At 65.9% G+C, this 25,444-nt stretch carries 26 protein-coding genes and 2 tRNA genes; 19 read left to right on the plus strand and 9 right to left on the minus strand.

Going from position 1 to position 25,444, the window contains the following annotated elements; translation table 11 throughout:
- The first annotated feature begins 2 nt into the window (after positions 1 to 2).
- From trbJ to GNT64_RS19910, 7 genes are all read left to right on the plus strand, one after another.
- Positions 3 to 722 carry a P-type conjugative transfer protein TrbJ gene (gene trbJ, locus GNT64_RS19880; RefSeq protein WP_156681086.1) on the plus strand — a complete coding sequence of 240 codons (720 nt, stop codon included), beginning with the start codon at positions 3 to 5 and terminating at the stop codon, positions 720 to 722.
- Between the two features lie 116 nt (positions 723 to 838).
- The gene (gene trbL / locus GNT64_RS19885; RefSeq protein WP_156681087.1) at positions 839 to 2,134 is read left to right on the plus strand and encodes a P-type conjugative transfer protein TrbL; all 1,296 of its coding nucleotides are present in this window, start codon (positions 839 to 841) and stop codon (positions 2,132 to 2,134) included.
- A gap of 3 nt (positions 2,135 to 2,137) precedes the next feature.
- Positions 2,138 to 2,950: a conjugal transfer protein TrbF gene (gene trbF / locus GNT64_RS19890; protein WP_156681088.1), complete on the plus strand. Its 813-nt coding sequence runs from the start codon at positions 2,138 to 2,140 to the stop codon at positions 2,948 to 2,950.
- The gene (gene trbG / locus GNT64_RS19895; RefSeq protein WP_156681089.1) at positions 2,947 to 3,891 is read left to right on the plus strand and encodes a P-type conjugative transfer protein TrbG; all 945 of its coding nucleotides are present in this window, start codon (positions 2,947 to 2,949) and stop codon (positions 3,889 to 3,891) included. Before trbF ends, trbG begins: the two co-directional genes overlap by 4 nt.
- On the plus strand, positions 3,888 to 5,075 hold the full coding sequence (locus GNT64_RS19900; RefSeq protein WP_156681090.1) for a TraB/TrbI/VirB10 family type IV secretion system protein: 1,188 nt from the start codon (positions 3,888 to 3,890) through the stop codon (positions 5,073 to 5,075). The genes trbG and GNT64_RS19900 overlap by 4 nt, the downstream gene beginning before the upstream one ends.
- A 9-nt stretch (positions 5,076 to 5,084) precedes the next feature.
- Positions 5,085 to 5,300, plus strand: coding sequence for a DUF2274 domain-containing protein (locus GNT64_RS19905; protein ID WP_156681091.1), 216 nt, complete (start codon positions 5,085 to 5,087; stop codon positions 5,298 to 5,300).
- Positions 5,301 to 5,302: 2 nt separating this feature from the next.
- Positions 5,303 to 5,503, plus strand: coding sequence for a helix-turn-helix domain-containing protein (locus GNT64_RS19910; protein ID WP_156681775.1), 201 nt, complete (start codon positions 5,303 to 5,305; stop codon positions 5,501 to 5,503).
- Here GNT64_RS19910 and GNT64_RS19915 read toward each other — a convergent pair.
- Positions 5,500 to 6,735 carry a tyrosine-type recombinase/integrase gene (locus GNT64_RS19915; protein WP_156681776.1) on the minus strand — a complete coding sequence of 412 codons (1,236 nt, stop codon included), beginning with the start codon at positions 6,733 to 6,735 and terminating at the stop codon, positions 5,500 to 5,502. The genes GNT64_RS19910 and GNT64_RS19915 overlap by 4 nt on opposite strands.
- Before the next feature lie 173 nt (positions 6,736 to 6,908).
- Positions 6,909 to 6,995, minus strand: a tRNA-Leu gene (locus GNT64_RS19920).
- A 103-nt stretch (positions 6,996 to 7,098) separates the two neighbouring features.
- Between GNT64_RS19920 and GNT64_RS19925 the strand changes: the two genes are divergently transcribed.
- The 5 genes from GNT64_RS19925 (at position 7,099) to gltB (ending at position 15,745) form a co-directional block, all read left to right on the plus strand.
- Positions 7,099 to 8,040 carry a complex I NDUFA9 subunit family protein gene (locus GNT64_RS19925; RefSeq protein ID WP_156681777.1) on the plus strand — a complete coding sequence of 314 codons (942 nt, stop codon included), beginning with the start codon at positions 7,099 to 7,101 and terminating at the stop codon, positions 8,038 to 8,040.
- Positions 8,041 to 8,163: 123 nt separating this feature from the next.
- Complete coding sequence (locus GNT64_RS19930) at positions 8,164 to 8,967, plus strand: undecaprenyl-diphosphate phosphatase (RefSeq protein ID WP_156681092.1); 804 nt, start codon at positions 8,164 to 8,166, stop codon at positions 8,965 to 8,967.
- Between the two features lie 157 nt (positions 8,968 to 9,124).
- The gene (locus GNT64_RS19935; protein WP_156681093.1) at positions 9,125 to 10,579 is read left to right on the plus strand and encodes an NAD(P)-dependent oxidoreductase; all 1,455 of its coding nucleotides are present in this window, start codon (positions 9,125 to 9,127) and stop codon (positions 10,577 to 10,579) included.
- A complete protein-coding gene (locus GNT64_RS19940) occupies positions 10,576 to 11,220 on the plus strand; it encodes a DUF2059 domain-containing protein (protein ID WP_156681094.1) in 645 nt (214 codons plus the stop codon). The genes GNT64_RS19935 and GNT64_RS19940 overlap by 4 nt, the downstream gene beginning before the upstream one ends.
- Positions 11,213 to 15,745 (plus strand): glutamate synthase large subunit, encoded by a 4,533-nt coding sequence (gltB, locus tag GNT64_RS19945; RefSeq protein WP_422396606.1) that lies wholly within the window; start codon positions 11,213 to 11,215, stop codon positions 15,743 to 15,745. The genes GNT64_RS19940 and gltB overlap by 8 nt, the downstream gene beginning before the upstream one ends.
- Positions 15,746 to 15,747: 2 nt before the next feature.
- Here the strand turns inward: gltB and GNT64_RS19950 are convergent, their stop codons facing one another.
- Both GNT64_RS19950 and GNT64_RS19955 read right to left on the minus strand, forming a co-directional pair.
- Positions 15,748 to 16,134, minus strand: coding sequence for a type II toxin-antitoxin system VapC family toxin (locus GNT64_RS19950; RefSeq protein WP_156681095.1), 387 nt, complete (start codon positions 16,132 to 16,134; stop codon positions 15,748 to 15,750).
- A complete protein-coding gene (locus tag GNT64_RS19955; RefSeq protein ID WP_197277141.1) occupies positions 16,131 to 16,406 on the minus strand; it encodes a type II toxin-antitoxin system VapB family antitoxin in 276 nt (91 codons plus the stop codon). The genes GNT64_RS19950 and GNT64_RS19955 overlap by 4 nt, the downstream gene beginning before the upstream one ends.
- A gap of 100 nt (positions 16,407 to 16,506) precedes the next feature.
- On the opposite strand from GNT64_RS19955, the gene GNT64_RS19960 reads away from it, so the two are divergent.
- Positions 16,507 to 17,184 carry a glutathione S-transferase family protein gene (locus GNT64_RS19960; protein WP_156681097.1) on the plus strand — a complete coding sequence of 226 codons (678 nt, stop codon included), beginning with the start codon at positions 16,507 to 16,509 and terminating at the stop codon, positions 17,182 to 17,184.
- 39 nt (positions 17,185 to 17,223) lie between these two features.
- Here the strand turns inward: GNT64_RS19960 and GNT64_RS19965 are convergent, their stop codons facing one another.
- Positions 17,224 to 18,126, minus strand: coding sequence for an SDR family oxidoreductase (locus tag GNT64_RS19965; protein WP_156681098.1), 903 nt, complete (start codon positions 18,124 to 18,126; stop codon positions 17,224 to 17,226).
- Positions 18,127 to 18,507: 381 nt separating this feature from the next.
- Between GNT64_RS19965 and GNT64_RS19970 the strand changes: the two genes are divergently transcribed.
- Positions 18,508 to 18,582: transfer RNA gene (locus GNT64_RS19970), tRNA-Gly, on the plus strand.
- An 85-nt stretch (positions 18,583 to 18,667) separates the two neighbouring features.
- Here GNT64_RS19970 and GNT64_RS19975 read toward each other — a convergent pair.
- Complete coding sequence (locus tag GNT64_RS19975; RefSeq protein WP_156681099.1) at positions 18,668 to 19,480, minus strand: hypothetical protein; 813 nt, start codon at positions 19,478 to 19,480, stop codon at positions 18,668 to 18,670.
- A 122-nt stretch (positions 19,481 to 19,602) separates the two neighbouring features.
- Between GNT64_RS19975 and GNT64_RS19980 the strand changes: the two genes are divergently transcribed.
- Complete coding sequence (locus GNT64_RS19980; protein ID WP_156681100.1) at positions 19,603 to 20,013, plus strand: hypothetical protein; 411 nt, start codon at positions 19,603 to 19,605, stop codon at positions 20,011 to 20,013.
- A gap of 333 nt (positions 20,014 to 20,346) precedes the next feature.
- Here the strand turns inward: GNT64_RS19980 and GNT64_RS19985 are convergent, their stop codons facing one another.
- Positions 20,347 to 20,979 carry a hypothetical protein gene (locus GNT64_RS19985; protein WP_156681101.1) on the minus strand — a complete coding sequence of 211 codons (633 nt, stop codon included), beginning with the start codon at positions 20,977 to 20,979 and terminating at the stop codon, positions 20,347 to 20,349.
- Positions 20,980 to 21,210: 231 nt separating this feature from the next.
- On the opposite strand from GNT64_RS19985, the gene GNT64_RS21690 reads away from it, so the two are divergent.
- From GNT64_RS21690 to GNT64_RS19995, 3 genes are all read left to right on the plus strand, one after another.
- On the plus strand, positions 21,211 to 21,348 hold the full coding sequence (locus tag GNT64_RS21690; protein ID WP_197277142.1) for a hypothetical protein: 138 nt from the start codon (positions 21,211 to 21,213) through the stop codon (positions 21,346 to 21,348).
- Between the two features lie 274 nt (positions 21,349 to 21,622).
- Positions 21,623 to 22,441, plus strand: a complete 819-nt coding sequence (locus GNT64_RS19990) for a GIY-YIG nuclease family protein (protein WP_156681102.1) — start codon at positions 21,623 to 21,625, stop codon at positions 22,439 to 22,441.
- A gap of 202 nt (positions 22,442 to 22,643) precedes the next feature.
- Positions 22,644 to 23,246 carry a Ros/MucR family transcriptional regulator gene (locus GNT64_RS19995; RefSeq protein WP_156681103.1) on the plus strand — a complete coding sequence of 201 codons (603 nt, stop codon included), beginning with the start codon at positions 22,644 to 22,646 and terminating at the stop codon, positions 23,244 to 23,246.
- A gap of 351 nt (positions 23,247 to 23,597) precedes the next feature.
- On the opposite strand, the gene GNT64_RS20000 is transcribed toward GNT64_RS19995, so the two are convergent.
- Together GNT64_RS20000 and GNT64_RS20005 are read right to left on the minus strand one after the other, a co-directional pair.
- Positions 23,598 to 23,810 carry a hypothetical protein gene (locus GNT64_RS20000; RefSeq protein WP_156681104.1) on the minus strand — a complete coding sequence of 71 codons (213 nt, stop codon included), beginning with the start codon at positions 23,808 to 23,810 and terminating at the stop codon, positions 23,598 to 23,600.
- 181 nt (positions 23,811 to 23,991) lie between these two features.
- The gene (locus tag GNT64_RS20005; RefSeq protein WP_197277143.1) at positions 23,992 to 24,468 is read right to left on the minus strand and encodes a hypothetical protein; all 477 of its coding nucleotides are present in this window, start codon (positions 24,466 to 24,468) and stop codon (positions 23,992 to 23,994) included.
- A gap of 372 nt (positions 24,469 to 24,840) precedes the next feature.
- Here GNT64_RS20005 and GNT64_RS20010 point away from each other — a divergent pair, with 372 nt between their 5' ends.
- Positions 24,841 to 25,443 carry an ATP-binding cassette domain-containing protein gene (locus GNT64_RS20010; protein ID WP_156681105.1) on the plus strand — a complete coding sequence of 201 codons (603 nt, stop codon included), beginning with the start codon at positions 24,841 to 24,843 and terminating at the stop codon, positions 25,441 to 25,443.
- Position 25,444: the final 1 nt, after the last annotated feature.

The raw sequence follows: 25,444 nt of genomic DNA on the forward strand, positions 1-25,444 counted from the left end.
ACATGACCGTCGCGCTGCTTGCGCTCGGCCTGACCGGATCGCTCGCGTTGTCTGTCGTCGTGCCATCGACACCAGCGCAGGCGATCGTCGTGTTCGACCCCAGCAACTACAGCCAGAACATCCTGACAGCGGCGCGAACCCTTCAGCAGATCAACAACCAGATCCAGTCGCTCCAGAACGAAGCGAACATGCTGATCAATCAGGCAAAGAACCTGACGCGCATCGACTTCCCCGAGCTGCAGGCGATCACCCAGACTCTCCAGCAGATCGACCGGCTGATGGGCCAGGCGCAAGGCATCCGCTTCCAGGTTGCGGGTCTCGACCAGCAATTCCGGCAGATGTTTCCCCAGAGCTTCGCCCAGGCGCTGAGCACCAACGATCAGGTCGACGCCGCGCGCAGCCGGCTCGATACCGCCATGTCGGCGTACCGCCAGACGATGACGGTGCAGGCCCAGGTCGTCGAAAATGTCGCGGCAGACGCGCAGACGCTTTCCGCGCTCATGGCCAAGAGCCAGGGCGCCGAAGGCGCGCTGCAGGCGCAGCAGGCGACCAACCAGTTGCTCGCGCTCACCGCCAAGCAGCAGTTCCAGATCCAAAACGTGATGGCCGCGCAATACCGCGCCGAGGCGATCGAGCGGGCGCGCCAAGGCCAGGCCGAGATCGATGCGCGCGCGGCGGCCAAACGATTCCTCGGCTCCGGCACGGCCTACACGCCCCAGTAGTGCCGCCGGTCAGGGCGACGGCGGTCCCTCTCCCGTCGTCGTCCGCCGCGGGGCGGGGCTTCGCTCCCCCGGTCCCGCCTCGCGGCATCTTTTTATCTCTTCGGGATACCGCCAACGTGAACGACCTCAACGTCATCGACCGCTTCATGCAGGCCTTCATCCGCTACATCGACAGCGGATTCGGGCTGCTCGGCGGCGACGTCCATTTCCTGACCGTGACGCTGATCGGGATCGACATCACGCTGGCGGGTCTGTTCTGGGCGATGGGCGGTGACGACAATGTCATCGGCCGGTTCATCAAGAAGATCCTCTATATCGGCGCGTTCGCGTTCATCCTGAACAGCTTCTCGACGCTGGCCGACATCATCTTCCGCTCGTTCACCGCCGCCGGCCTCACGGCGGGTGGTGGCGGAATGACTGCCGACGACCTGCTCAAGCCAGGCCGGCTTGCGGGAGTCGGCTTCTCGGCCGCGTGGCCGCTTCTTCAACAGATATCCGACCTCACCGGCCCGATCGCCTTCTTCACGAACTTTGCGACGATCGCGGTGCTGTTCCTCGCCTGGGCGCTGACGATCATCACCTTCTTCGTATTGGCCGTGCAGGTCTTCGTCACGATTATCGAGTTTAAGCTGACATCGCTGGCCGGCTTCATACTCGTGCCGTTCGCACTTTGGAACCGCACCAGCTTCCTCGCCGAGCGCGTGCTCGGCAACGTCGTCAGCTCGGGCATCAAAGTGATGGTGCTTGCCGTCATCATCGGCATCAGCTCAAACTTCTTCACCGAGTTCGCGACGCCTGGTCAAGGCGAACCGGACTTGGCCGCCGCGGCGAGCCTGCTTCTCGCTTCGCTGACATTGTTCGGCCTCGGCATCTTCGGCCCCGGCATCGCGTCGGGGCTTGTCGCCGGCGCACCCCAGCTCGGCGCTGGCGCAGCGCTCGGCACGACGGTCGGTGCGGCTGGCATAACGATGCTCGCCGGCGGCGCGGCCGTCGGCGGCGCGCGCATGCTCGGCGGTGCTGCGCTTGGCGCTGTCCGCGCGGGCACGTCGATGGGATCGGCGGCGTCGACCGCCTACACTCTAGGCAAGGAGACCGCGCCCGCGCCCACCATGTCCGCCGGTCTTGGCGGAGTCGCGCGAGCCGCCGGCAACGCAGCGCGCGATCGCACCTCCAGCACGCTAGGCCTAGGCGAAGCCGCATCGCAGGGCCGCGCAGCCGCATGGAACGCGTTCAACCGCACGGGCGGAGACGCCGCGTCCCAGTCCCACGACGGCGACGGCGCGCCCGGATGGGCACGCGCCATGCGCAACCAGCAATCCGCCCGCCATCACCGCCAGATCGCGCTGCACACCCTCCAGCAGGGAGACCGCGGCGGCGCTTCCGCCACTCCGGACATCAAGGAAAGGGACTAGTCGATGATCTTTAAACGCGGCGTCCAGCGCTATGGACGAACTCCCGAACCGGAGACGCCCTACCAGCGTGCCGGGCAGCTCTGGGACGAGCGCATTGGGTCTGCTCGCGTGCAGGCGCGCAACTGGCGTCTGATGGCATTCGGATGTCTCGCGCTGACGACCGGCCTGTCGGGCGGTCTCGTCTGGCAATCGATGCAGAGCCGGGTGACGCCCTATGTCGTCGAGGTCGATCGGCTGGGCGAGGCCCGCGCCGTATCCGAAGCCGAGGCCGGCTATCATCCGACCGATCCACAGATCGCCTGGCACCTCTCGCGCTTCATCGCCAATGTGCGCGGCCGCTCGCTTGATCCGGTGCTGGTGCGACAGAAATGGCTCGAGGCCTACGATTTCACCACCAAGCGCGGCAGCCAGTTTCTCGGCGATTACGCGCGCGGGGCTGATCCCTTCGCCAACATCGGCGAACGCACCATCTCGGTGCAGGTCACCAGCGTCGTGCGGGCATCGGACCGCTCGTTCCAAGTGAAGTGGACCGAAACCGCCTATGAGCGCGGCAACGAGACTGGCACGTCGCGCTGGACCGCGATCCTGACGGTCGTGCTCAAGCCGCCCAGCGACGCCGACACGATCCGCCGCAATCCGCTCGGCCTCTATGTCGATGCCGTCGACTGGAGCCGCGAGCTCGATCCGCCCGCACCGCCGAGGCCGTCTCCCGCGCCGCTCGCGGCCCCGACCGTCCCAGCCACCGTGCCGCTCGGCTCACCCCTTGATCCCGACCTCGCCGCCCCGACGCGGCCCAATCCGGAGCCCCGTCCATGAAATTCGTCCTCGCCGCATCGGCGCTAGCCGTTAGCATTGCGCCGTCCGCACAGAAGGCCGCGTCGCCGCCACCGGCTCCGGCGCCCACACCGATGGCGACGGCAGTGCCCATCACGACGCCGCCCTCCAAACCGCAGATCCGCCGTGCCCACGTTCGAAAGTCGATCCGATCCAGTGTCTCGCGCGTCGCGGCTGCCAATCGCGCAGCAACGCAGGAGCCGCAGGCCCAAGCATTCGTGAACGCCGTGCAGGTCTACCCCTTCAGCGACGGCGCGATCTATCAGGTCTACACCGCACCCGGCGCGGTGACCGACCTTACGCTGCAGCCCGGCGAAAATCTCGTCGCCGTCGCGGCCGGCGATACGGTGCGCTGGGTTATCGGAGACACGACCAGCGGCGCCGGTACGGACAAGCGGACGCACATCCTCGTGAAGCCGTTCGCGACCGGGCTCGCCACAAACCTCGTCGTCACCACCGATCGCCGCAGCTATCATCTCCAGCTCACCGCGACGTCGCACACCGCCATGGCCGCCTTGTCCTGGACCTACCCGGCGGACCAGCTGATCGCGCTACACCGCGCCGCCGATCAGGCCGAGGCAGCCGCGCCGGTCGCAGAGGGCCTTTCGATCGACAGTCTGCACTTCAACTATAGGCTGAGCGGCGACAGGCCGGCTTGGCGGCCGCTGCGCGCCTTCGACGACGGCCGTCAGACCTTCGTGGAGTTTTCGGCGAGCATCGCCGTCGGCGAGGCGCCGCCACTTTTCATCATCGGTCCAAACGGCGAGGCAGAGCTGGTCAATTACCGGGTGCGCGGTCGCTTCTACGTTGTCGACCGCATCTTCGAGCGGGCCGAGTTGCGGCTCGGCGCGAGGAAGCAGCAGATCGTCCGTATCGATCGGGTCGCCGAGGACAGCGCGGCGCGCAGGGGCCAACGCTCATGAGCGAGGCTGTCATCTCACCCGCTCCGAAGGTCGATCCTGAAACGCTGGCGATCCGGGCCAGGCCCGCGCGGGCGATCCGTTTCCGTCGCGGCGTCATCATCGCCATCGCAGCTGTGGGCTCGGTCAGCCTCATCGCGGTCGCCTGGATCGCCTTGAAACCGCGCGTGTTCAGCGCGGTCGCCGATAGACAGGAACTGTCCGAGCCCAGCAACCGGCCGGCGACCGATGCGCTCAACGGACTGCCCTCGACCTATGGCGACACTCCGAAGCTTGGCCAGCCGCTGCCGGGCGATCTCGGCCGACCCATTCTCGAAAGCCAACGCCGCATGGCCATGGAGACCGGAACGGGCTCCGATGCATCGGCCCAGATGGTCGCGCAGGAACGTCAGCGGCAGCTGGCCGATCTCAAGGCCGCACGAGAATCGGGGGTCTTGGTTCAGGGCCGGACGGCGGTAGCCGTGCCAGTAGTGCCCGAAGCCGCTACGGCGTCGGCCGCGACGGATACCGCAAATCCCGCGCTCGATCCGGATCGCGATCCCAACGCCCAGGGCCGAAAGGCGCAGTTCGTCGGCGCGCTCGACAAGTCAGGCGATATCAATTCGCACACACTCGCAGCAGCTCCCTCGCCATACCTGCTGTCGGCTGGGAGCGTGATTTCGGCGAGCCTTATTACAGGGCTTCGGTCCGATCTGCCGGGCTTGGTCACAGCGCAGATCACTGCGCAGGTGTTCGACAGCCCCACTGGCCGCATCCTGCTCATTCCGCAGGGTGCGCGGCTGATCGGCAGCTACGACAGCGTCGTGGCGTTCGGCCAGAAACGGGCGCTGATCGTCTGGCAGCGTATATTGCTTCCAGATGGCAGCTCGCTGCGGATCGACAATGTGCCCGCAACCGATGCCTCGGGCTATGCAGGCCTGCAGGACAAGGTCGATTTTCACACTTGGGCTCTGCTCAAGGGCGTCGCGCTCTCCACCTTGCTCGGGGTCGGCTCGGAGCTGACCGTCACGGGCGAGAGCGATCTCGTCCAGGCTATCCGGGAATCGACCCAGCAGAATGTCTCGCGCGCCGGCGACCAGCTCACATCGCGCAGTCTCAACATCCAGCCAACGATCACGATCCGGCCGGGCGCGACAGTCCGGCTGGTCGTCCACAAGGATCTCATTCTCGCGCCCTGGCGCGGTTAGGAGCAAGCCATGCCTGATCTGAAACTAGGGAAACTGCCCGACCGGACACCGATTAAGCTGGCGATCATGATCATGCCGGACCTCGCGACCGATCTTGCCGCTTATGCAGCGGCCTATCAGGAAGCCTACGGCAAGGAGGAGGCCATCACCGACCTCATTCCGGCTATGCTGGCCGCGTTTCTTGAAAGTGATCGCAACTTTGTACGCGGCAGGCCGAGGTCGTGACTATGCCTTCCACAAACGAACGCCAATCCCACGCCGTCGTCATCGAGCCGCTCACTGTCCGCATATCGACAGCGGTCCAACTGACCGGGATAAGCCGGTCGCGGCTCTACGAGCTTATCCAGTCAGGCGATCTCACAACGATCAAAGTGGGGCGATCCACTCTCATTCCCTACAAGAGCCTTAAGGCTCTAACCGGCGCCTAGCCTGGCGAATTCCGGCCCTTGCTGAAGTCTGGCCGCAGGATTTTTGCACCGTCGCGCAGTTCGTCGAGATAGTCCGACCAGTGCTGCATCATGCGGACGCGCTCGTCCCAATATTCGCCGCGGGTATAGGCGCGGCGCACCATGGACGTGTCGAGATGAGCGAGTTGCTTCTCGATCGCGTCGGGATTCCAGATGCCCATCTCGTTGAGCAGGGTCGCCGCCATTGCGCGGAAACCATGGGCCGTCATTTCTTCCTGGCTGTAGCCGAGCCGACGCAGCGCCGCATTGATGGTATTCTCGGACATGCATTGCTTTGCCGATCGGAACGACGGGAAGAGAAATCGTCCCTCACCGGTCAAGGCGCGAAGCTCCGCGAGGATGTCCAGCACCTGACGCGAAAGCGGCACCCGATGCGGCCGCCGCATCTTCATCTTCTCTGCCGAGAGGGACCAGAGCGCGGCCCGTGTGTCTATCTCCGACCATTCCGCGCGGCGCAGTTCGCCCGGCCGCACGAAAAGGTGCGGGGACAGTCGAAGCCCGATCGATGTGATCTCGTGACCCGTATAGCCTTCGATCGCGCGCAACAGGCCTCCGACTTCCTTGGCGGTCGTGATCGCAGCGAGGTGTTGGACTTTCGGTGTGATGAGCGCGCCGCGCAGGTCGGCCGCGACGTCGCGATCGGTGCGGGCGGTTGCGATGCCATACCGGAATACTCGACTGAGCACGCTGCGCATTCGCCGGGCGCTTTCATAGCGGCCGGTTGCCTCCACCTTGCGGAGAACGGCGAGAACCTCCTGAGGCGTGATCTTCGAGATCGGCAAGGTACCAATCATCGGATAGGCCATGCCGAGCAGCCAGCGGATCTTGTCGAGCGTGATCGGCGCACGGCCTTCGCGTTCGTTCTTCGCCACCCATTCCTCTGCGATGGTTTTGAAGGTGTTGTCGGCGGCGACCTTGCGCGCGAGGGTGTCGATCCGCTTCTCGGCAGCAGGATCAAGCCCGGCGGCGATCTGCTCCCGAGCCTTCTCACGCAACTGACGTGCCGCAGCGATGCCTATCTCGGGCCAGCCGCCGAAATAGAGCGTCTTCTGCCGGCCAAGGTACCGGTAGTTCATGCGCCAGAGTTTCGCACCGTTCGTCTGAACGACGAGGTACAGCCCATCGGCGTCGGCCACCTTATAGGCCTTGTCTCTGGGCTTGGCGTTGGTGATCTGGATGTGACTCAGTGCCATGATGGTGCCAGCTCCGAAGGGCTCGCCGACACCATCAAAAACACCATCATTTTGATGGTGCTGCCGATGGATTCGGGTGGATGAGCCCGGATTCCAAACGGCGATTTTCACTGAAAATATGCTGTAAAACCAGCTGCTTGCTGGACCTTCCCGGACGTCGCCGGAAAGGCCTCTGGTGCCCAGAAGAGGACTCGAACCTCCACGACCTTGCGATCGCCAGCACCTGAAGCTGGTGCGTCTACCAATTCCGCCATCTGGGCACGGGGTAGGCGGCGGCCTTTAGGGGAGGGTGTCGGCGCTTGTCAACAACGGTCGGGCTGGGGCATGGCATCCGCGGACGAGACAGTAACGGGAAGCGCGAAGATGGATCGGCTGGTGACGCTGTTCGGCGGGGGCGGCTTTCTCGGCCGGTATGTCGCGCAGGAGCTGCTGCGCGGCGGCGCGCGCATCCGCGTGGTGGAGCGGGATCCGCGCAAGGCCTGGTTCCTGAAGCCGCTCGGCGGCCTCGGCCAGACGCAGTTCGCCGCGGCCGACATCACCGATCCGGCGGGCGTCGCGCGGGTGATCGCCGGCTCCGATGCGGTGGTGAACCTGGTCGGCATCCTGAAGGGCCGCTTCGATCGCATCCACGTCCAGGGCGCGCGGACGGTGGCGGAAGCGGCGCGCGATGCGGGTGCGGGCGCGTTCGTACAGATCTCGGCGATCGGCGCGGATCCCGAGTCGCCTTCCGCCTACGGCCGCAGCAAGGGTGAGGGCGAGGCGGCGGTGCGCGCGGCGTTTCCGGCCGCCACCATCGTCTGCCCGTCGATCATCTTCGGGCCGGAGGACGGTTTCGTCAATCGCTTCGCCGGCCTGGCGCAGAGGCTGCCGGTGCTGCCCGTGGTGCGCGGCCAGGCCAGGTTCCAGCCGGCCTATGTCGGCGATGTCGCACGGGCGATCGCCGCCGCCGCGCTCGATCCGGCGCGTTTCGGCGGGCAGACCTACGAGCTTGGCGGGCCGCAGGTGCTCACGATGCGCGAGCTGAACGTCTGGATCGCCGGGGCGATCGGCCGGGCGCCCGCCATCCTCGATCTGCCGGACGAGCTGGTCGGCCCGATGGTGAAGGTGGGCGGCGGCCTATGGGGTAGCCCGATGACCTACGATCAGTGGCTGATGCTGACGCGCGACAATGTCGTGTCGCCGGGTGCGGCGGGTTTCGCCGCGTTCGGCATCGCGCCGTCACCCCTCGCGGCGGTCGCGCCGGCGTGGCTCGTGCGCTACCGCCGTCACGGCCGCTTCGCCAAGCCGCGCGGCGAGGCCGCCTGATCGCTTCATCTTGATCGCGCTGTCCTCCGCCGATCGCCATTGATCCCCGCCCTCGCCGGTCTGGCGCGGCGGCAAGCCCCGCCCGCCGCGTGTATCGCGCGGTGGCAAGCCAGGTGAACGCTCATGGGTCCGTCGCTGCTCGTCATCGTCCTGCTCGGCATCGTCGAGGGGCTGACCGAGTTCATCCCCGTCTCCTCGACCGGGCATCTGGTGCTGGCGGGCGAGCTGCTCGGCTTCCACGATCAGTCCTCGGCCACCTTCGACATCGTCATCCAGCTCGGCGCGATCCTGGCCGTGCTGGTGCTCTATGCCGGGCGCTTCACCCGCGTGCTGGCGGGCCTGGCGCGGCGTGATCCGGCGGCGATCGCGTTCTCGCGCAACCTGCTGCTCGGCTTCCTGCCGGCGCTGGTGATCGGCGCGATCGTCTACAAGGCGATCAAGGCGATGCTGGAGACCCCGGTGATCGTCGCGGTGGCGCTGATCGTCGGCGGCGTCGCGATATTGGCGATCGAGCGCATGGTGAAGAAATATACCGTCTTCTCGATCGAGGCGATGGGCTGGCGCACGTCGCTGGGCATCGGCGTGATACAGTGCCTGTCGATGATCCCCGGCATCAGCCGCTCCGGCGCCACGATCATGGGCGCGCTGACTCTGGGGGTGGAGCGGAAGACGGCGGCGGAATACAGCTTCTTCCTCGCCATCCCGGTGATGCTCGCCGCCTCCGCGAAGGAGTTGTGGGAGCAGCGCGACGCCCTCGGCAACAATGACTGGAACGCTATCGCGATCGGGTTCGGCGTGTCGTTCGTGGTGGCGCTGGTCGTCATCAAGGCGTTCATCGCCATCGTGTCGCGCCACGGTTTCGCGCCGTTCGCCTGGTATCGCATCGTGGCGGGAACGGCAGCCCTGATCTGGCTACTTAGTCGATAGGTCCGTATCGAGCCCATAACGCCATCCCAGCTTATCGACATCCATGCGCTAAGCGATTGAAGATGCGAAGTAGGTAAGCTATTCATACCTAACATCCACTTTGCGCATGACTCTCCTTCACGAACGCGCTATGAAGCGCCTGCCGAGGAGATTGCTGATGGCCGATAATCCGATGCTGTCGTTCGTCCGCGTGGGCCAGGACTATCCGTCCAAACGTGCCGCCGACGAGCGCAACGACGACTTTCGCGAGATCGCGGCGCGCTATGCGATCGAGAAGGCAGAGGAGCAGTCCTCGCGCTGCTCGCAGTGCGGCGTGCCTTATTGTTCGACGCACTGCCCGCTCCACAACCACATTCCGGACTGGCTGCGCCTCACTGCCGAGGGGCGGCTGCGCGAGGCCTATGAGCTGAGCAACGCCACCTCGACCATGCCGGAGATATGCGGCCGCATCTGCCCGCAGGATCGGCTGTGCGAGGGCAATTGCGTGATCGAGTTCTCCGGCCACGGCGCCGTCACGATCGGATCGGTCGAGAAGTTCATCACCGATACCGCGTGGGAGCAGGGCTGGGTCGAGCCGATCGTGCCGCTGCCCGATCGCGGTCAGTCGATCGGGGTGATCGGCGCCGGCCCGGCCGGCCTCACCACGGCGGAGCTGATGCGCGCGCGCGGTTACGAGGTGCACGTCTACGATCGCCACGATCGCGCCGGTGGCCTGCTCACCTACGGCATCCCCGGCTTCAAGCTGGAGAAGGACGTCGTCATGCGGCGCGTCCGGCGGCTGGCGGATGCCGGCATAATCTTCCACTACGGGTTCGCCGTCGGCACGGATGCACGGTTGGCGGACCTGCGCGCCAGGCACGATGCGCTGCTGATCGCCACCGGGGTCTACAAGCCGCGCGCGATCAAGGCGCCGGGCGTCGGATCGGCCGGCATCGTCGACGCGCTCGACTATCTCACCGCCTCGAACCGCAAGGGCTTCGGCGATGCCGTGCCCGCCTTCGACGATGGCAGCCTGGATGCGTCGGGCAAGAACGTGGTCGTCATCGGCGGCGGCGATACCGCGATGGACTGCGTGCGCACCGCCGTGCGTCAGGGCGCCCGTTCGGTGAAGTGCCTCTACCGCCGCGATCGCGCGAACATGCCGGGCTCCCAGCGCGAGACGAAGAATGCCGAGGAGGAGGGCGTTGAGTTCGTCTGGCTCTCCGCGCCGGAAGCGTTCGACGGCGAGGGCGCCGTCAGCGGCGTGCGCGCGGCGCGGATGCGGCTGGGCGCACCGGACGCCTCCGGCCGCCGCGCGCCGGAAGCGCATCCCGGCAGCGAGTTCCGCCTGGACGCCGATCTGGTCATCAAGGCGCTCGGCTTCGATGCGGAGGATCTGCCGAAGCTGTTCGGCGCGGACGAGCTCTCCGTCACCCGCTGGGGCACGGTGCGGATCGATCACAAGACGATGCAGACGAGCATGGACGGCGTGTTCGCCGCCGGCGACATCGTGCGCGGCGCCAGCCTGGTCGTCTGGGCGATCCGCGACGGCCGCGACGTGGCCGAGCGGATGCACCTGTACCTGAAGGCGAAGGCCAAGGCGGCCCCGGCGCGCGAGATGGTGGCGGCGTGATCCGCACGGGTCTCGTCGCGATAATGTTGGTCGGTGTGCCGGCTCCGCCGGTGCTTGCCGAAGCATCGATGACACCTCCGGCGTCAGTCGAGGCCCCGGCTTTGCCGCCGATCGAGCCTGCGCGCCGAGCTGCGGCGCAGCGGGTGATCGATGCGATATGGCCGCTGGGCACCTATGGTCGCGTGATGAAGCGATCCATGGACGGCGCGATGTCAATGATGACAGGCGATCTCATCGGCGGCCTCACCGAGTCCGCGCGCGCGAAAGACCCGTATTTCGACGAGCGCATGCGCCTGACGATGGGAGTCATGGCCGAGGAAATGGCCAAGCTCATGACGAAATATGAGCCCGGCATCCGTGCCGGGCTGGCGGACGCTTACGGGCGTCACTTCGATCTCGCACAGCTGAACGATCTGGATCGTTTCTTCGCCACGCCGACCGGCAAGCTCTATGCCTCGGAATCGATGGTCATGATGACAGACCCCGCATTGATGAAGCGGATGCAGGCCTTCCTGCCGGACATGATGGCGGCCATGCCGGACATCATCAAACATATGCAGCAAGCGACGGCTCACCTGCCGCCACCGCCGAGATCCGCCACGGATGACGCCGCCCACGCCCCTGCGAAGACGGATGACTGATATGACCTTCCCCACGCCCGAGCATGAGCGCATCGCCCGCGAGGGCATGTACCGCCCCGAATATGAGGGCGACGCGTGCGGCGTCGGCCTCGTCGCCGCGACGGACGGGAAGGCGTCGCGGCGCGTCGTCGCGGCGGCGATCGATGCGCTGAAGGCGGTGTGGCATCGCGGAGCGGTGGATGCGGACGGCAAGACCGGCGACGGCGCCGGCATCCACGTCGACCTGCCCGTCCGCTTCTTCGACGACGCGATCGAGCATGCCGGCCACAAGCCGATGCCGAACCGCCTGGCGGTCGGCATGATCTTCCTGCCGCGCACCGACTTGGCCGCGCAGGAGACGTGCCGCACGATCGTGGAATCCGAGATCATCGATTTCGGCTACACCATCTACGGCTGGCGGCAGGTGCCGGTCGACGTCTCCGTGATCGGCGAGAAGGCGATGTCGCTGCGGCCGGAGATCGAGCAGATCATGATCGCCGGCCCGCTGCCGGACGCCGCCTCGCGCGCCGAGTTCGAGAAGGATCTCTACCTCGTCCGCCGCCGCATCGAGCGCAAGGTGATCGAGGCGCAGATCAACGGCTTCTACGTCTGCTCGCTGTCCTGCCAGTCGATCATCTACAAGGGGCTGTTCCTCGCCGAGGCGCTGTCGGTCTTCTATCCGGACCTGCAGGACGAGCGGTTCGTCAGCCGCGTGGCGATCTTCCACCAGCGTTATTCCACCAACACCTTCCCGCAATGGTGGCTGGCCCAGCCGTTCCGCACGCTTGCCCACAATGGCGAGATCAACACGATCCGCGGCAACAAGAACTGGATGAAGAGCCACGAGATCAAGATGGCGGCGCTCAGCTTCGGCGAGCATTCGGAGGAGATCAAGCCGCTGATCCCGGCCGGCGCGTCCGATACGGCCGCGCTGGATGCCGTGTTCGAGGCGATCTGCCGCTCCGGCCGCGACGCGCCCACCGCCAAGCTGATGCTCGTGCCCGAAGCCTGGCAGGACAAGCCGGCGATGCCGCAGGCGCACAGCGACATGTACTCCTATCTCGCCTCAGTGATGGAGCCGTGGGACGGCCCCGCCGCGCTGGCCATGACGGACGGGCGCTGGGTCGTCGCCGGGGTCGATCGCAACGCGCTGCGCCCGCTGCGCACCACCCGCACGGCGGACAATCTGCTGATCGTCGGCTCGGAAACGGGCATGGTCGTGGTGCCGGAATCCTCGGTCGTCGCCAAGGGCCGCATGGGGCCGGGCCAGATGATCGCGATCGATCTCGACGAGGGCCGGCTCTACGGCGATCGCGACATCAAGGATCGCATCGCCGGCGAGGCACCCTATGGCGAGTGGATCAAGGACTTCCTCTCGCTCAACGATCTGCCGCCGGCGGAGGCGGGCGCCGCCCCGCGCTACGACCGGCCGGAGCTGATCCGCCGCCAGGTGGCCGCCGGGCAGACGCTGGAGGACATGGAGCTGATCCTCAGCCCGCAGGTGGAGGACGCCAAGGAGGCGATCGGATCGATGGGCGACGATACGCCGCTGGCCGTCATCTCGGACAAGCCGCGCATCGTCAGCCAGTTCTTCCGCCAGAACTTCTCGCAGGTCACGAACCCGCCGATCGATTCGCTGCGCGAGACGCAGGTGATGTCGCTGAAGACGCGATTCGGCAACCTCGCCAACATCCTCGATACGGAGAGCGCGCAGTCGAACGTGCTGGTGCTCGATTCGCCGGTGCTGGCCGGTGCCGACTGGTCGCGGCTGAAGGCGCATTTCGGCAGCCACGCGGCCGAGATCGACTGCACCTTCCCGGTCAGCACCGCGACGGACGCGCTGCGCCAGGCGATTGCCACGGTGCGCGCCGAGGCCGAGAAGGCGGTGCGCGAGGGCAAGACCGAACTGTTCCTCACCGACGAGGCGGTGAGCGCCGACCGCATCGCCATCCCGATGGTGCTGGCGGCCGCCGGCGTGCACACCCACCTCGTCCGCAAGGGCCTGCGCTCCTACGCCTCGATCAACGTGCGCTCGGCCGAATGTCTCGACACGCACTATTTCGCCGTCCTGATCGGCGTCGGCGCGACGACGGTGAACGCCTATCTGGCCGAGGCGGCGATCGCCGAGCGGCACGGCCGCGGCCTGTTCGGCGATCTGTCGCTCGAACAGTGCCTGAAGCGTCACCGCAAGGCGATCGACGACGGGCTGCTGAAGATCATGTCCAAGATGGGGATCGCGGTGATCTCCAGCTATCGCGGCGGCTATAATTTCGAGGCGGTCGGCCTCAGCCGGGCGCTGTGCAACGATCTGTTCCCCGGCATGCCGGCCAAGATCTCGGGCGAGGGCTATGGCTCGCTCCAGCTGAACGCCGCCGAGCGGCACGAGGCGGCCTTCGACGAGCTGGTGACGACCCTGCCGATCGGCGGCTTCTACCGCCAGCGCGCGGGCGGGGAGGCGCATGCCTATTCGGCGCAGCTTATGCACCTGCTGCAGACGGCGGTCGGCACCGACAGCTACTCCACCTACCTGCAATTCTCGCGCGGGGTGAAGGATCTGCCGCCCGTCTACCTGCGCGACCTGATGGAGTTCAACTGGGCGCGGGAGGCGATCCCGATCGACAGCGTCGAGGCAATCACCGAGATCCGCAAGCGCTTCGTCACGCCCGGCATGTCGCTCGGCGCGCTCTCGCCGGAGGCGCACGAGACGCTGGCGATCGCGATGAACCGCATCGGCGCGAAGGCCGTGTCGGGCGAGGGCGGCGAGGACAAGCGCCGCTACAGGCCCTACGAGAATGGCGACAACGCCAATTCCGTCATCAAGCAGATCGCCTCCGGCCGCTTCGGCGTCACCGCCGAATATCTCGGTTCCGCCGAGGAGCTGGAGATCAAGGTCGCGCAGGGCGCCAAGCCCGGCGAGGGCGGGCAGCTGCCCGGCTTCAAGGTGACGGAGATGATCGCCCGCCTGCGCCACTCCACGCCCGGCGTCACGCTCATCTCGCCGCCGCCGCACCACGACATCTACTCGATCGAGGATCTGGCGCAGCTGATCTACGATCTAAAGCAGATCAACCCGCGCGCCCGCGTGTGCGTGAAGCTCGTGTCGTCGGCCGGCATCGGCACGATCGCGGCGGGCGTCGCGAAGGCCCATGCCGACGCGATCCTGATCGCCGGCCATGTCGGCGGCACCGGCGCATCCCCGCAGACCAGCATCAAATATGCCGGCACGCCGTGGGAGATGGGGCTCAGCGAAGCCAATCAGGTGCTGACCCTGAATGGTCTCCGCCACCGCGTGAAGCTGCGCACCGACGGTGGCCTCAAGACGGGCCGCGACATCGTGATCGCCGCGATCCTGGGCGCCGAGGAGTTCGGCATCGGCACGCTCAGCCTGGTGGCGATGGGCTGCATCATGGTGCGCCAGTGCCATTCGAACACCTGCCCGGTCGGCGTCTGCACGCAGGACGAGGGCTTACGCAAAAAGTTCGTCGGCACGCCCGAGAAGGTCATCAACCTGATGACCTTCATCGCCGAGGAGGTGCGGGAGATCCTCGCCAAGCTCGGCGTCCGCTCGCTGGACGAGATCATCGGCCGCACCGAGCTGCTCCGTCAGGTGAGCCGCGGCGCCGAGCATCTCGACGATCTCGACCTGAACCCCATTCTGGCCAAGGTGGACGCGCCCGATCATCACCGCCGCTTCTCGGCGGAGGGGCATCGCAACGAGGTGCCGGACAGCCTGGACGCGCAGATGATCAAGGATGCGCGCGCGGTGTTCGAGCGTGGCGAGAAGATGCAGCTCACCTACTCGGTGCGCAACACGCACCGCGCGGTCGGCACCCGCTTCTCGGCGGAGATCACCAGCCGCTTCGGCATGGCGAAGCTGGCGGACGGCCATGTCCATGTCCGCCTGCGCGGCTCGGCCGGCCAGTCGCTCGGCGCCTTCGCCTGCAAGGGGCTGACCCTGGAGGTGTTCGGCGATGCCAACGACTATGTCGGCAAGGGCCTGTCGGGCGCCGTCATCACGGTACGGCCGATGGTCTCCTCGCCGCTGGAGAGCAAGGCGAACACGATCATCGGCAACACCGTCCTCTACGGCGCGACGGCGGGCAAGCTGTTCGCCGCCGGCCAGGCGGGCGAGCGTTTCGCCGTGCGCAACTCCGGCGCGACCGTGGTTGTCGAGGGCTGCGGCGCCAATGGCTGCGAGTATATGACGGGCGGCATCGCCGTGATCCTGGGACAAACCGGCGACAATTTCGGTGCCGGCATGACGGGCGGCATGGCCTTCGTGCTGGACGAGACCGGCGATTTCCCCACGCGCGCCAATCCCGACAGCATCGTGTGGCAGCGTTTCGGCTCGGCCTATTGGGAGGCGCGGGCCAAGTCGCTGATCGCCGAGCATGCGGTGAAGACCGACAGCCGGTGGTCGAACACGATCCTCGACGATTGGGATCGCTGGCGCGACCATGTCTGGCAGGTCTGCCCCAAGGAGATGCTCACCCGGCTGGAACACCCGCTGAACGACACGACGGAAGCGGCCGTGGCGGCGGAGTGAGGCTACAGGGCCGGGACGACGTCCGTCAGGGCGAAGTCCCGGCCCTTGAACAGCAGAGGCGCGCGCCGCGCACGGGCGAGCGCATAGGCGATGCAGTCGCCGAAGTTCAGCCCGGCCGCATGGCGCCCCTTGCCGAACCGCACGAAGGCATCGTGCGCCAGCGGCACGAGATCGGCGGTGAAGGGTGCGATCTGGATGTTGTAGGCACGAAGAACGCCGGAGAGCGCCGCCTCGGCACCCGGCCGGCGGCTCAGCACCATCAGCGTCTCCAGCTGGTTCGGCGCCGCCATGACCGCGTCGTTATCCAGCAAGCGCTCGCCGAACGCCGCCGCTTCCGCTTCCGCGAGGATGATCGCCACGATCGCCGAGCTGTCGACGACGAGTGTCATTCGGGCTGCGTCGGAACGCCGTTCTCGTCATAGCCCAGGATTTCATCGTCGGTCATGGACCAGTCGACAGGCCCCGCCCTGAACCATTCCTGCGCCGCCTTGACCGCGGCTTCGGCGCGCACCCTCCGCGCCTCGCGCTCCGGATCCACCGCCTCGCGCGCCAGTTCGTTGTCCACCGCCAGCCTGATCGCGCCGGTGAAGCTCGTCTTGCGCAGCGCCGCCAGCCGCCGCACCTTGCGATCGAGTTCCTCGTCCTTGATGCTCAGCGCCATCGCGGCCTCCGGTCTAGAACCTGCCGGCGCAGTATAGAATTTTGCCACCGGCGCTTCAAGGCTGGCGCTCCGCGCGGCGCACGCTAAACATCCTCCGGGCATGTGGCAGCTCTACCAATTCCCGCTCTGTCCCTTCTCGCGCAAGGTCCGGCTTCTGCTCGGCGAGAAGGGGATCGGCTACGATCTCGTCCGCGAATCGCCGTGGGCGCAGCGCGACGAGTTCATCGACATGAACCCCGCCGGGCAGACGCCGGTGATGGTCGATACCGATAGCGGCCTGGTGCTGATGAACTCGGCGGCGATCTGCGAATATATCGAGGAGACGACCGAGAAGGCGTCGATGCTGCCGGGCACCGCCGCCAACCGCGCCGAGATCCGCCGCCTGTGCGCGTGGTTCGACGAGAAGGTCTATGCCGAGGTGGTGGCGCCGCTGATGCACGAGCGTATGTTCAAGCGCATCGTCCACCGCGCCACGCCGGACGCCAAGGCGCTGCGCGAGGCGATGAAGGTGGCCAACAACCATCTCGACTATATCGACTATCTGCTCGACCACCGCCGCTGGATCGGCGGCGCGGTGCTGAGCCTCGCCGATCTCACCGCCGCCGCCCACCTATCGGTGGCGGACTATCTCGGCGGGATCGACTGGCGCGTCCACGATCGCACCCGCGAATGGTATGCCGCGATGAAGAGCCGCCCCAGCTTCCGCCCGCTGCTCGGCGAACGCATGGAGATCGTCTCCCCGCCGGATCACTACGACAAGGTGGATTTCTGGGAGTGAGCGGACGAGACGGGCGACGGACCCGTCCGCTCGCCCCGATCAGCCCTGCGCCTGCCGGCCATAGTCCATCGCCCGGAGATCCGTCAGCAGGTCCGGGCCGGTGGGTTTCCAGCCGAGCCGCTGCCGTGTCCAGGCGCTGGACGCCGGCATGTCGAGGCTGGTGAACATCGCCAGCCAGCCGAAATGCTCCGCCGCCTCCTCGGCGGACAGCGACCGGACAGGAACGCCGAGCCCCGCGCCGATGACCTGCGCGATCTCGCGCGCGGGCACGCCCTCCTCGGCGACGGCATGGTAGCGCGCGCCCGCCTCGTGCCGCTCCAGCGCCAGTCGGTAGAGGCGGGCGACGTCGCCGACATGCGCCGCCGGCCAGCGATTGCCGCCATCGCCGACATAAGCGGAGAGGCGCTTGGCACGGCTCAGCTCGATGAGCGGCGATATCAGGCCCTGCTTCTCGGTATCGTGGACCTGCGGCAGCCGCACGACCGCCACCGAGACGCCCCGCTCCGCCGCGGCGGCGCCGGCCTCCTCCGAGGCCACGCGCGGATTGGGATGGTGCCAGTCCACCGCCTGCTCGATCGCCGGCCGGCCCGGGCCGACGCTGCCCAGCCCGGTGCCCGAGGTGATGATCAGCGGCCGATCGGAGCCGACGAGCGCGTCCGCCATCGCGCCGATCACCCGCCGGTCCTTCTCGCAATTCTCCACGAAGCGCGAGAAATCGTGATCGAAGGCGGTATGGATCACCGCGTCCGCCTGCGCCGCGCCGCTGGCGAGGGTGGCGGGATCCTCCAGCGCGCCGCGGTGCGCTTCGGCGCCGGCCTCCGCCAGCTGCCGCGCCCCGGCCTCGGACCGGGTGAGCCCGAGAACATGGTGCCCGGCCGCGAGCAGCTCGGCCACCACGCGAGAGCCGATGAAGCCGGTCGCCCCGGTGAGAAACACGCGCATGATACATCTCCGCATTGTCGAGCCGACGATCTGGCGCTTCGCTCTACCCGGTTAAAGTGGTGATCGACAGGATTGCCACTGATTGCCTGCATCAATCGACCGGGCACCGACCCTCGCGATCGTCGCGCCCGACAGAACGCTGCCGTAACCCGTCGGACAGCCGCGCCACGCCACTCTGCCTCCGCTCCGCGCCAGGGCGAACACGCCGCTTGCGCATCTACGGGTTATCGCGCGTAATCGGCCGAGCCGCTGCCGGCGGCGCCGCGCCCGATCTTCTTCCATCCACCCGCCCGGTGCGCCCATTTACCCCCTTGCGGCCCCCCGGCCCCCACGCTATTAGCCGCGCCTCACCGGGGAGCATGCTCCTCCGGGGACGCCAGAGCGGGCGTAGCTCAGGGGTAGAGCACAACCTTGCCAAGGTTGGGGTCGAGGGTTCGAATCCCTTCGCCCGCTCCAGACTTACTAGCAAACGGAACAAGTTAGCGGCGGACTGCGTGGGCCGGGCCGCCCGCTTGTTTGCGCGGGGTAACGCTGGGGTAACTCAGAGTGGTTGGCTGGGCTGGGGCTGACCTAGCGGCCGGCGGGCCTCAAGCAGACGCATCAGCGCCTTTCCGCCCGGCGGTATGGTCGCGCTCAGCCCTTCTGGCAGAACATCGAACCCGAACGACAGGGCCACGCCGCTGCCGGCTCCCAGTAGCCGCACGCCCGCGTCCACGGCGGCCTCAAGCCGGGCGAGCGCGAACGGAGCGTAGTAGGCGGCCGGCGCCAGCACGCGCAGGTCTACCGTGTCGGCTTGGAGCAGCGCTGACGGCCGCGTCGGCGGGTTGGCGCGGGTCAGCAGCCAAATGCTGGCATAGCCCAGCAGCTCCACGGCGGCGTACAGCGGCGTGTCGCTCGCGATCTTCAACTCCACGAACTGGAAGTGCCGCGCGCCGCGCATGTGCACCAGATCTATGGCCCGCCGCCCGTCCGCCGCTCCGCGAATCAGGCCCGAGGCGACGGGAACCTGATTCGCCCAATCGTCGCGCCCGAGGGCCACGCAGGCAGCGGCGATGGCGCGCTCAAGCACCACCTCAGGGCTTTTATTGGCGGCCCCTATCTGAGGCTGCGGCACGCACCAGCGCCAATTCTGCGCGGAACGGTCCCTGTTGTCCGCCGCCCGGCCCGTGCTCCAGTTCGCCGCGACGGCTTCGTAGACCAGCCGGGCTAGGTCAATTTCTTCGGGCAGCGACAACGAGTGCAGGGCCGACCGGTGGCGCAGGTTCGAGATGCCCAGCGCGTTGCAGACTGCCGCGTCCACACCTTCCAGCAGCGACGCGGGGGCATGCAGCGGTGCGGTGGGCGGACCTGGCATGCGGGAGAGGTACAGCAGGTTGCCGCACCGGGGCCAGGGTGATCGGCCTCGTGCGCCGTCGCCGAGAGAGGTGCAGCTGCGGTCACCTTGATCAGGCGGGACAGTCCGCATAGCGCTGCCGCATGATCCGACAGCTCGCTATCATCGCAATGTCCGCCCTTTTACTGGCGGGGTGTGACCCACCGGATCGCGACGCTGCCGCAAGCCGGCCCGGCTTCGGCGCCAACGGCCGCCGCGATCTGATTGGCTCAGCCGCGGACACCGGCGGCGAGAAGGGCGGACAGACCTATGCCGCGTTCGACGCCTACCGCGACCTGAAGGGAAGCGGGCTGGCGTTCGCCGGGTACGGATGCGTGAGCGACTGCGCCGACGTGATCGGCGGATACCGCTGGGCGCGCCAGCGGAACGTCACGGACGCGCGGCTTTGCGAGGCGGCAACGTGGGGCGAACTGGAGGGCTGCGTCGCTTTCGCGCAGGGTTTGCCGTCGGAGCTGTCGAGTCTGCCGCCGCTTAAGAAGGAGGCCGCGCGCTGACGTAAGCGGTGCAGCCTTCAAGGCGTCTGAAGGCCCGCCGGGCGTGCCAGGCACTTGCCCCGCCGCGCGGGTGCTGCCGCGCCTCAGAGGACGTCCACGACGGTCGAGCAGTCCTGATTGTGTTCGCACTGGCTCGCTTCAGCTGATTTTCATTTAGTATCCGCTTGCCGCCGGCATCAAGGCGAACGCATCGCTCAGGCGGCCCTGCTCTGCGGGGATTGTCAACGCGACCGTCCCGCAAAAGCGCGGCGAGGTCAGCGGAATGTGGGCTGCGACGACTGATCGCCTGTTAAGGCAGTCTGTGTATTGATGAAAATAGTGTATATCGACCGGTCAAGGCGGACATTTTCGGTAAAGGTTTGAATCCTCTTTATCACCGGAAAGGGTTTTCCCGTTATCCAAGAGGCGAAAGCCGATCTTATCGTTGAACTGGTTATTTCCTTCATCGTAGCCCGTGACGCTTAGTTCTATTTGATTTTTGCTAATCACCTTCACTTTTTCAACGTCTGTATTTACTTCGAAGTTTCTGAACGTCGTCGCTGTTAGCGTGTAACGAGCCTCTCGACCGGCACACCGATCGCTGACGATTTCGTCCCATGAGCCTCTGAAGGCAGTTGGAACTACGCTCGCAAACCGAGGGTAAATTTCGGCGTGCTTCGGCATCTCGGCTGGAGCGGTGGCTTGCACGGAAGGCCTTGCGGACGCCAGAGCCTTCGGACCTGAGTGATCGGGTACTGCATTCTCCGGCGCGATCGATATAGTCTGGCTCAGGGGAGCGACTGAGGCGCGTCCCAGCATGAAAGCCAACCCGATCGTCGCGGTCCAAGCGACGGCAGCGAGGAAAACGGTTGTTCTCGATAAACTGTACAGGGTCGGCGGTTCTCCGCTGACATCGCGATAAAGTCGCTTGCCGCGCGGTGAGGCGGGCGGCACGGCCCTCTCGTCTTTGATAATGATCTTAGCCATGACACCCCAGCCGCTCTGCGGTTAGGTAATATCATCTGAAGCGCGCGATGGAACGCGATGTTGCTGAATTTGTATCCCCGGCAATCGTGCCACTATCATTTTCGATCCAGCCAATCTCCGGCCTGCGATGTCCGGATCGATGAGGCTCGTTGTAGCCCGTGGCGCGCGTATGCGGTGGCATGCCATCCACGCCCGCCGCATTCCCGCGCCGGTGGCGCATGGAGAACGCCGTTGTTCCGTCCGCTGCTCGGCGCCGCCTCGCTCGCCCTGATCGTCACCGCTGCGGCGCCGGCGTCAGCCGCGCCGTGCAAGGACGCCGAGGGGAAGTTCGCCAAGTGCGGTGCGCCGGGCGCGGTGCCGATAAAGTAGGGGCCGCGCCGGGGCGGCCTCGACAGCGCTCCGGCTATAGCAGGCCCTGCCGGGCCCGGCGGCCGGCCGCGGAACCTCAGAGGACGTCGAGCGGCGTCGAGAGGCTTTGCGGCTAAGCCGCGACCCTTGAGCACTCGTGATCCCTCAGCGTCGTTCTTGCGCCAGAAGGCCGCGGCGACCATTCGCTCATCTCGCGTCGACCCGCATAAGCTGATGCCCCATAGGCGCGCGGCGGGGCTGCGGATCGCTGCGTTTTTCCCTATCGTCGCCGGATATGACGAACCTCTTTGATGCTATCGCCATTCGAACCGCCTTACGGGATCATCATCCGTTCTACGTCTACGTCCTATGCCGTCCATGCGGCGAACCCTTTTATGTGGGCAAAGGCGTGAAGTTTCGCTGCCTCCAGCACGAAGCCGACGCACGGACAACGACGGCATTGACGCACAAGCTAAACGTCATTCGGAGCCTGCATCGCCAAGGGCAGACGGTTGCATATCGCGTCGACAGTTCATTCCTCAGTGAGGCTGGCGCGCTCGCACGCGAACGTGCGCTGATCGCCGAAATCGGGAGACACGATCTGAAGCTAGGCCCGCTCACCAACCAAACGGATGGCGGCGAAGGCACATCAAACCCATCGGAGGAAAGCCGCCAGCGCGGGCGGGATTCGCTTTGGGGCGAAGCGGACGATCCGGAACGCCAAATCATCAACCGATGGTTTCAGAAACTTACGCCGGTCAAGTCCGTCCCAATCAAGCCCGTCGCGACGTTCACGCGCGCGGCGGGACTTTGGAAGAACGATGACACGATCGGCATGAAGCCCCGGCAAGCGGGCGCGATCGTCGCAACCGCCTTAGCAAATGACGTGATGTTGGAACCCGGTTGCCTGTTGCCGCGTCGGCTCGAAATCGAAGGCGTTGAATATATCATCGAAAACGGCGTTGGCCGCGACATGGTGTCGAATGGTATGATCGAAGTTCACGATGCCACGGTAACTTACGAAACGCTGAAGCTAACACGCCTCGGATATGTCTTTGTTGTAAAGACGTTCGGAGCATCAACCCTGATCGACGCGGGCGTTCTTGCACCATAGGCGGGAAGCGCCGGGCGACGAACCTAAAGGATTGGCACGGCTGAATATCGTCGTTCATCGTTTTCAACATGTCGAGATAGAAGCGGACTCCGTGCGTCATTGATAATGGTTGAACCCTTAGAATATACTTCTAATCCCGCGGCTATGAATCGCATAGCTATCAGCGATTGCGATCCGGAAAATCAGAAGGGTGAAATCACGCATGTCGGACGAGAATATTAACCCGGAGATTGAAGGCATTGTCGCGCTGACTGCGGACATCGTATCCGCGCACGTCAGCAACAACAACGTCCCGGTCGCGGATCTGCCCACATTGATCAGTTCTGTGTACGCGGCGCTCACCGGCCTGGACGCGGCGCCCGAGCCCGAGCCCGTCAAGCAGGAACCCGCCGTGTCCCTGCGCGCCTCGGTCAAGCCGGACTATATAGTGTGTCTGGAGGACGGCAAGAAGCTGAAGATGCTCAAGCGCTATCTGCGCACCAACTTCGACATGAGCCCGGACGAGTATCGTCGGAAGTGGGGCCTCCCGAGCGATTACCCGATGGTGGCGCCGAACTATGCCGAGAAGCGTCGGACCCTCGCGCACTCGATTGGCCTGGGTCGCAAGAGCGCTCCGGCAGAGACACCGGCCCCAGAGCCGGAGCCTGAGGAGGTCGTAGCGCCGGCGCCGAGGGCAAAGCGTGGTCGGCCGGCGAAGGTCGCCGCGCCGGCCCCCACCGAGGAGCCCGTCCGCAAGCCGCGCGCGAAGAAGGTGAGCGGTGCCGAGGCGCTCGCGAAGGCCCGGGGGGAAACGGTCGAAGGTTGATTTCGAGGGGCGGACGACGGACGAGGCCAAGCCTCGCTCGTCGCCCTTCATCTCGCTGGCGCCAGTCTCCATCCGTGCTACCGCCACGGATGAAGATAGATGGCACGATCGCCGATAACCTGAGGCTGGCCGTGGGGAGCGCGAAGCGGCTGCGCGGGCACCCGGTCTATCCCGACACGATCGCCTTCTGGCGCGAGCTTCTTGACAAGGCTGCCGTGCACGGGGCAATACCGCCGGGCCAGCGCTCGCAGCGCTCGAAACCTTGCTCGAGACGCTCGAGCGCGAGCTTGCGGGTCGGCCTCCGCCGACCACGTAAGGAGTCCCGGGCGGCCGGTCGTATGTGGGGCCGCTTTACGCCGCGATCGCTTCTGTGCCCGACAACGCCGTATCCACGCCGGCTAACGCCGCCCGCGCCACCGCCGCCGCATGCTGCCGCCCGTAGGCCGGGCTCCCGCCAAACGCCTCGCGCAACACCCGATCGGTGACGCACGCCAGCTCCTGCGGGTCTGGCGACCTGCCCTCGATAATGCACGCCAGCAGGGCGCGCGGGAATATGCGGTGCATCGTCGCTCTCCTTTTGTGCCCGCCGCTCGGTGGCCCGCGGTTAGTCAGCCACATAGCAAGTTCTTGCGGAATTCGCGACGGCTTCGGCACGCCGCGGGCGGTGCCTTCCCCAGCGACCGCCTACGCAGGCCCTCAACTGCTTTGACAGCCGCTGTCAGACGCAGCGGTGACGGCTCTGGGATTATGGGGCCGAGGACGGCTTGCGGCGTCTTGTAGGTCGGCCTGCCCGATCAGACCGTCCGTGACCGCCCAACCTCCGCCTTATTTCCCGCCTTCCCGGCGGAATCCTCCTGATCGCCGCGGCGTACTCAGCCGCCAGCACGATCACCCAAAACTCCACGCCGGCCCACTCGCCCTTGGCGGCGCCCTGCGCCACGTCCATCGCTAGGAACGCGACCGCCAGCAGTCGGAACACCATAGAGCTGCGTGTCGGCCAGTCGGCCCGCAGCGACGCGGTGACCATCATCACCACGCTCATCACGCCGAACATGATGGCGGAGCCGAGGGTGTCGGCCCGCCACAGCCCGTCCAGCGCGGCGACGAACCAGAACAGGCGCGACACTGCGTACTGGGTCTGGCCAATGCGCTGGCAGAGCTTGACGATCGGCGGGACGAACAGGGTGGCGCCGATCCAGCAGTCGATGCGGGCAAGGATCATGGGGGGGGGATGTAAGGCGTCGTGGGTGGATGTGCCATCCGTGGGAAAGCGGAGCTTGCCAGGCAGATTGGGCAGCTCGGCGCCAGGCTGGCCTAAAAGGCAGGTCTGCGGATCCCACCAGCGGCCATTGTGACGCGGACTTCAGACACTTGGACAGCAGCGAAAAACTGTCGGGTGATCGTTAATGTCAGCGCCGACTGGTTTTGACACTTGAGTTATGAGCTGAAAGAATGATCAAGTCGGGGGGGGGGGGACGCAGCAGTTATTCGCACCGGTTGATAGCACCGTGTCTTCGTTCGATGCCCATGCGACGAGCGGTGCCGCTAAGATTGCAGCATGGACGAAACCTAAATAAGGAGCGATGATCGAGCGATGGCAATCACATACAACATCGGCTTTCAGACTCCGACCAGCTATGTCTCTCTCCCAATTTCGGCAGGCTCCACAACGTTGGTTGCTGGTCCAAATGGGGTTGGGAAATCTGCGCTGCTCGCTGCTTTGTTTCGCTCTCTACCACAGGGGGTAGCAACATATTTGCCAGGACATCGCCAGATAAACTTCAATAACGGCTGGGAGACAATAGGCCAGGACGCTGCTCAACTCGTCAAGAACATGTTCCAGCATGTTGATGCTTTCAACCGTTATAAAGGCGCTTGGGCGGAGGACCAGTTTAAGACGACCGTCCGCCGGCTTCTACATGCCGAGGCAGCGTACAATCGCGACTTTCGGCATAGCTTTGCGCAAGGTTATTACGACAGCAGGGAGGCAGGATCACTACGGCTAAGCCCGATAGACACGTTAAACCTAGTTTTTGAAGGCGCTCGTCTCCCTGTACGATTTACGTTGACGGCGGATGGCCTTTCCGCAGCGCGGGAGGGAGCGACATACCCTATTGACGCAATGTCTGATGGAGAGCGAGCTGCACTCTTTATTGTCTCGGTTATTGTTACTCATCAGACGATACCGTTGTTCTGAT

It is taken from the genome of Sphingomonas profundi, assembly GCF_009739515.1.
In the GTDB taxonomy this organism is placed as follows: Bacteria; Pseudomonadota; Alphaproteobacteria; order Sphingomonadales; family Sphingomonadaceae; genus Alterirhizorhabdus; species Alterirhizorhabdus profundi.

Coding starts and splice junctions, on each gene's coding strand:
- trbJ (WP_156681086.1), top strand. CDS start 3: ATGACCGTCGCGCTGCTTGCGCTCGGCCTGACCGGATCGCTCGCGTTG.
- trbF (WP_156681088.1), top strand. CDS start 2,138: ATGATCTTTAAACGCGGCGTCCAGCGCTATGGACGAACTCCCGAACCG.
- trbG (WP_156681089.1), top strand. CDS start 2,947: ATGAAATTCGTCCTCGCCGCATCGGCGCTAGCCGTTAGCATTGCGCCG.
- GNT64_RS19900 (WP_156681090.1), top strand. CDS start 3,888: ATGAGCGAGGCTGTCATCTCACCCGCTCCGAAGGTCGATCCTGAAACG.
- GNT64_RS19905 (WP_156681091.1), top strand. CDS start 5,085: ATGCCTGATCTGAAACTAGGGAAACTGCCCGACCGGACACCGATTAAG.
- GNT64_RS19910 (WP_156681775.1), top strand. CDS start 5,303: ATGCCTTCCACAAACGAACGCCAATCCCACGCCGTCGTCATCGAGCCG.
- GNT64_RS19915 (WP_156681776.1), bottom strand. CDS start 6,735: ATGGCACTGAGTCACATCCAGATCACCAACGCCAAGCCCAGAGACAAG.
- GNT64_RS19925 (WP_156681777.1), top strand. CDS start 7,099: ATGGATCGGCTGGTGACGCTGTTCGGCGGGGGCGGCTTTCTCGGCCGG.
- GNT64_RS19930 (WP_156681092.1), top strand. CDS start 8,164: ATGGGTCCGTCGCTGCTCGTCATCGTCCTGCTCGGCATCGTCGAGGGG.
- GNT64_RS19935 (WP_156681093.1), top strand. CDS start 9,125: ATGGCCGATAATCCGATGCTGTCGTTCGTCCGCGTGGGCCAGGACTAT.
- gltB (WP_422396606.1), top strand. CDS start 11,213: ATGACTGATATGACCTTCCCCACGCCCGAGCATGAGCGCATCGCCCGC.
- GNT64_RS19950 (WP_156681095.1), bottom strand. CDS start 16,134: ATGACACTCGTCGTCGACAGCTCGGCGATCGTGGCGATCATCCTCGCG.
- GNT64_RS19955 (WP_197277141.1), bottom strand. CDS start 16,406: ATGGCGCTGAGCATCAAGGACGAGGAACTCGATCGCAAGGTGCGGCGG.
- GNT64_RS19960 (WP_156681097.1), top strand. CDS start 16,507: ATGTGGCAGCTCTACCAATTCCCGCTCTGTCCCTTCTCGCGCAAGGTC.
- GNT64_RS19965 (WP_156681098.1), bottom strand. CDS start 18,126: ATGCGCGTGTTTCTCACCGGGGCGACCGGCTTCATCGGCTCTCGCGTG.
- GNT64_RS19975 (WP_156681099.1), bottom strand. CDS start 19,480: ATGCCAGGTCCGCCCACCGCACCGCTGCATGCCCCCGCGTCGCTGCTG.
- GNT64_RS19980 (WP_156681100.1), top strand. CDS start 19,603: ATGATCCGACAGCTCGCTATCATCGCAATGTCCGCCCTTTTACTGGCG.
- GNT64_RS19985 (WP_156681101.1), bottom strand. CDS start 20,979: ATGGCTAAGATCATTATCAAAGACGAGAGGGCCGTGCCGCCCGCCTCA.
- GNT64_RS19990 (WP_156681102.1), top strand. CDS start 21,623: ATGACGAACCTCTTTGATGCTATCGCCATTCGAACCGCCTTACGGGAT.
- GNT64_RS19995 (WP_156681103.1), top strand. CDS start 22,644: ATGTCGGACGAGAATATTAACCCGGAGATTGAAGGCATTGTCGCGCTG.
- GNT64_RS20000 (WP_156681104.1), bottom strand. CDS start 23,810: ATGCACCGCATATTCCCGCGCGCCCTGCTGGCGTGCATTATCGAGGGC.
- GNT64_RS20005 (WP_197277143.1), bottom strand. CDS start 24,468: ATGATCCTTGCCCGCATCGACTGCTGGATCGGCGCCACCCTGTTCGTC.
- GNT64_RS20010 (WP_156681105.1), top strand. CDS start 24,841: ATGGCAATCACATACAACATCGGCTTTCAGACTCCGACCAGCTATGTC.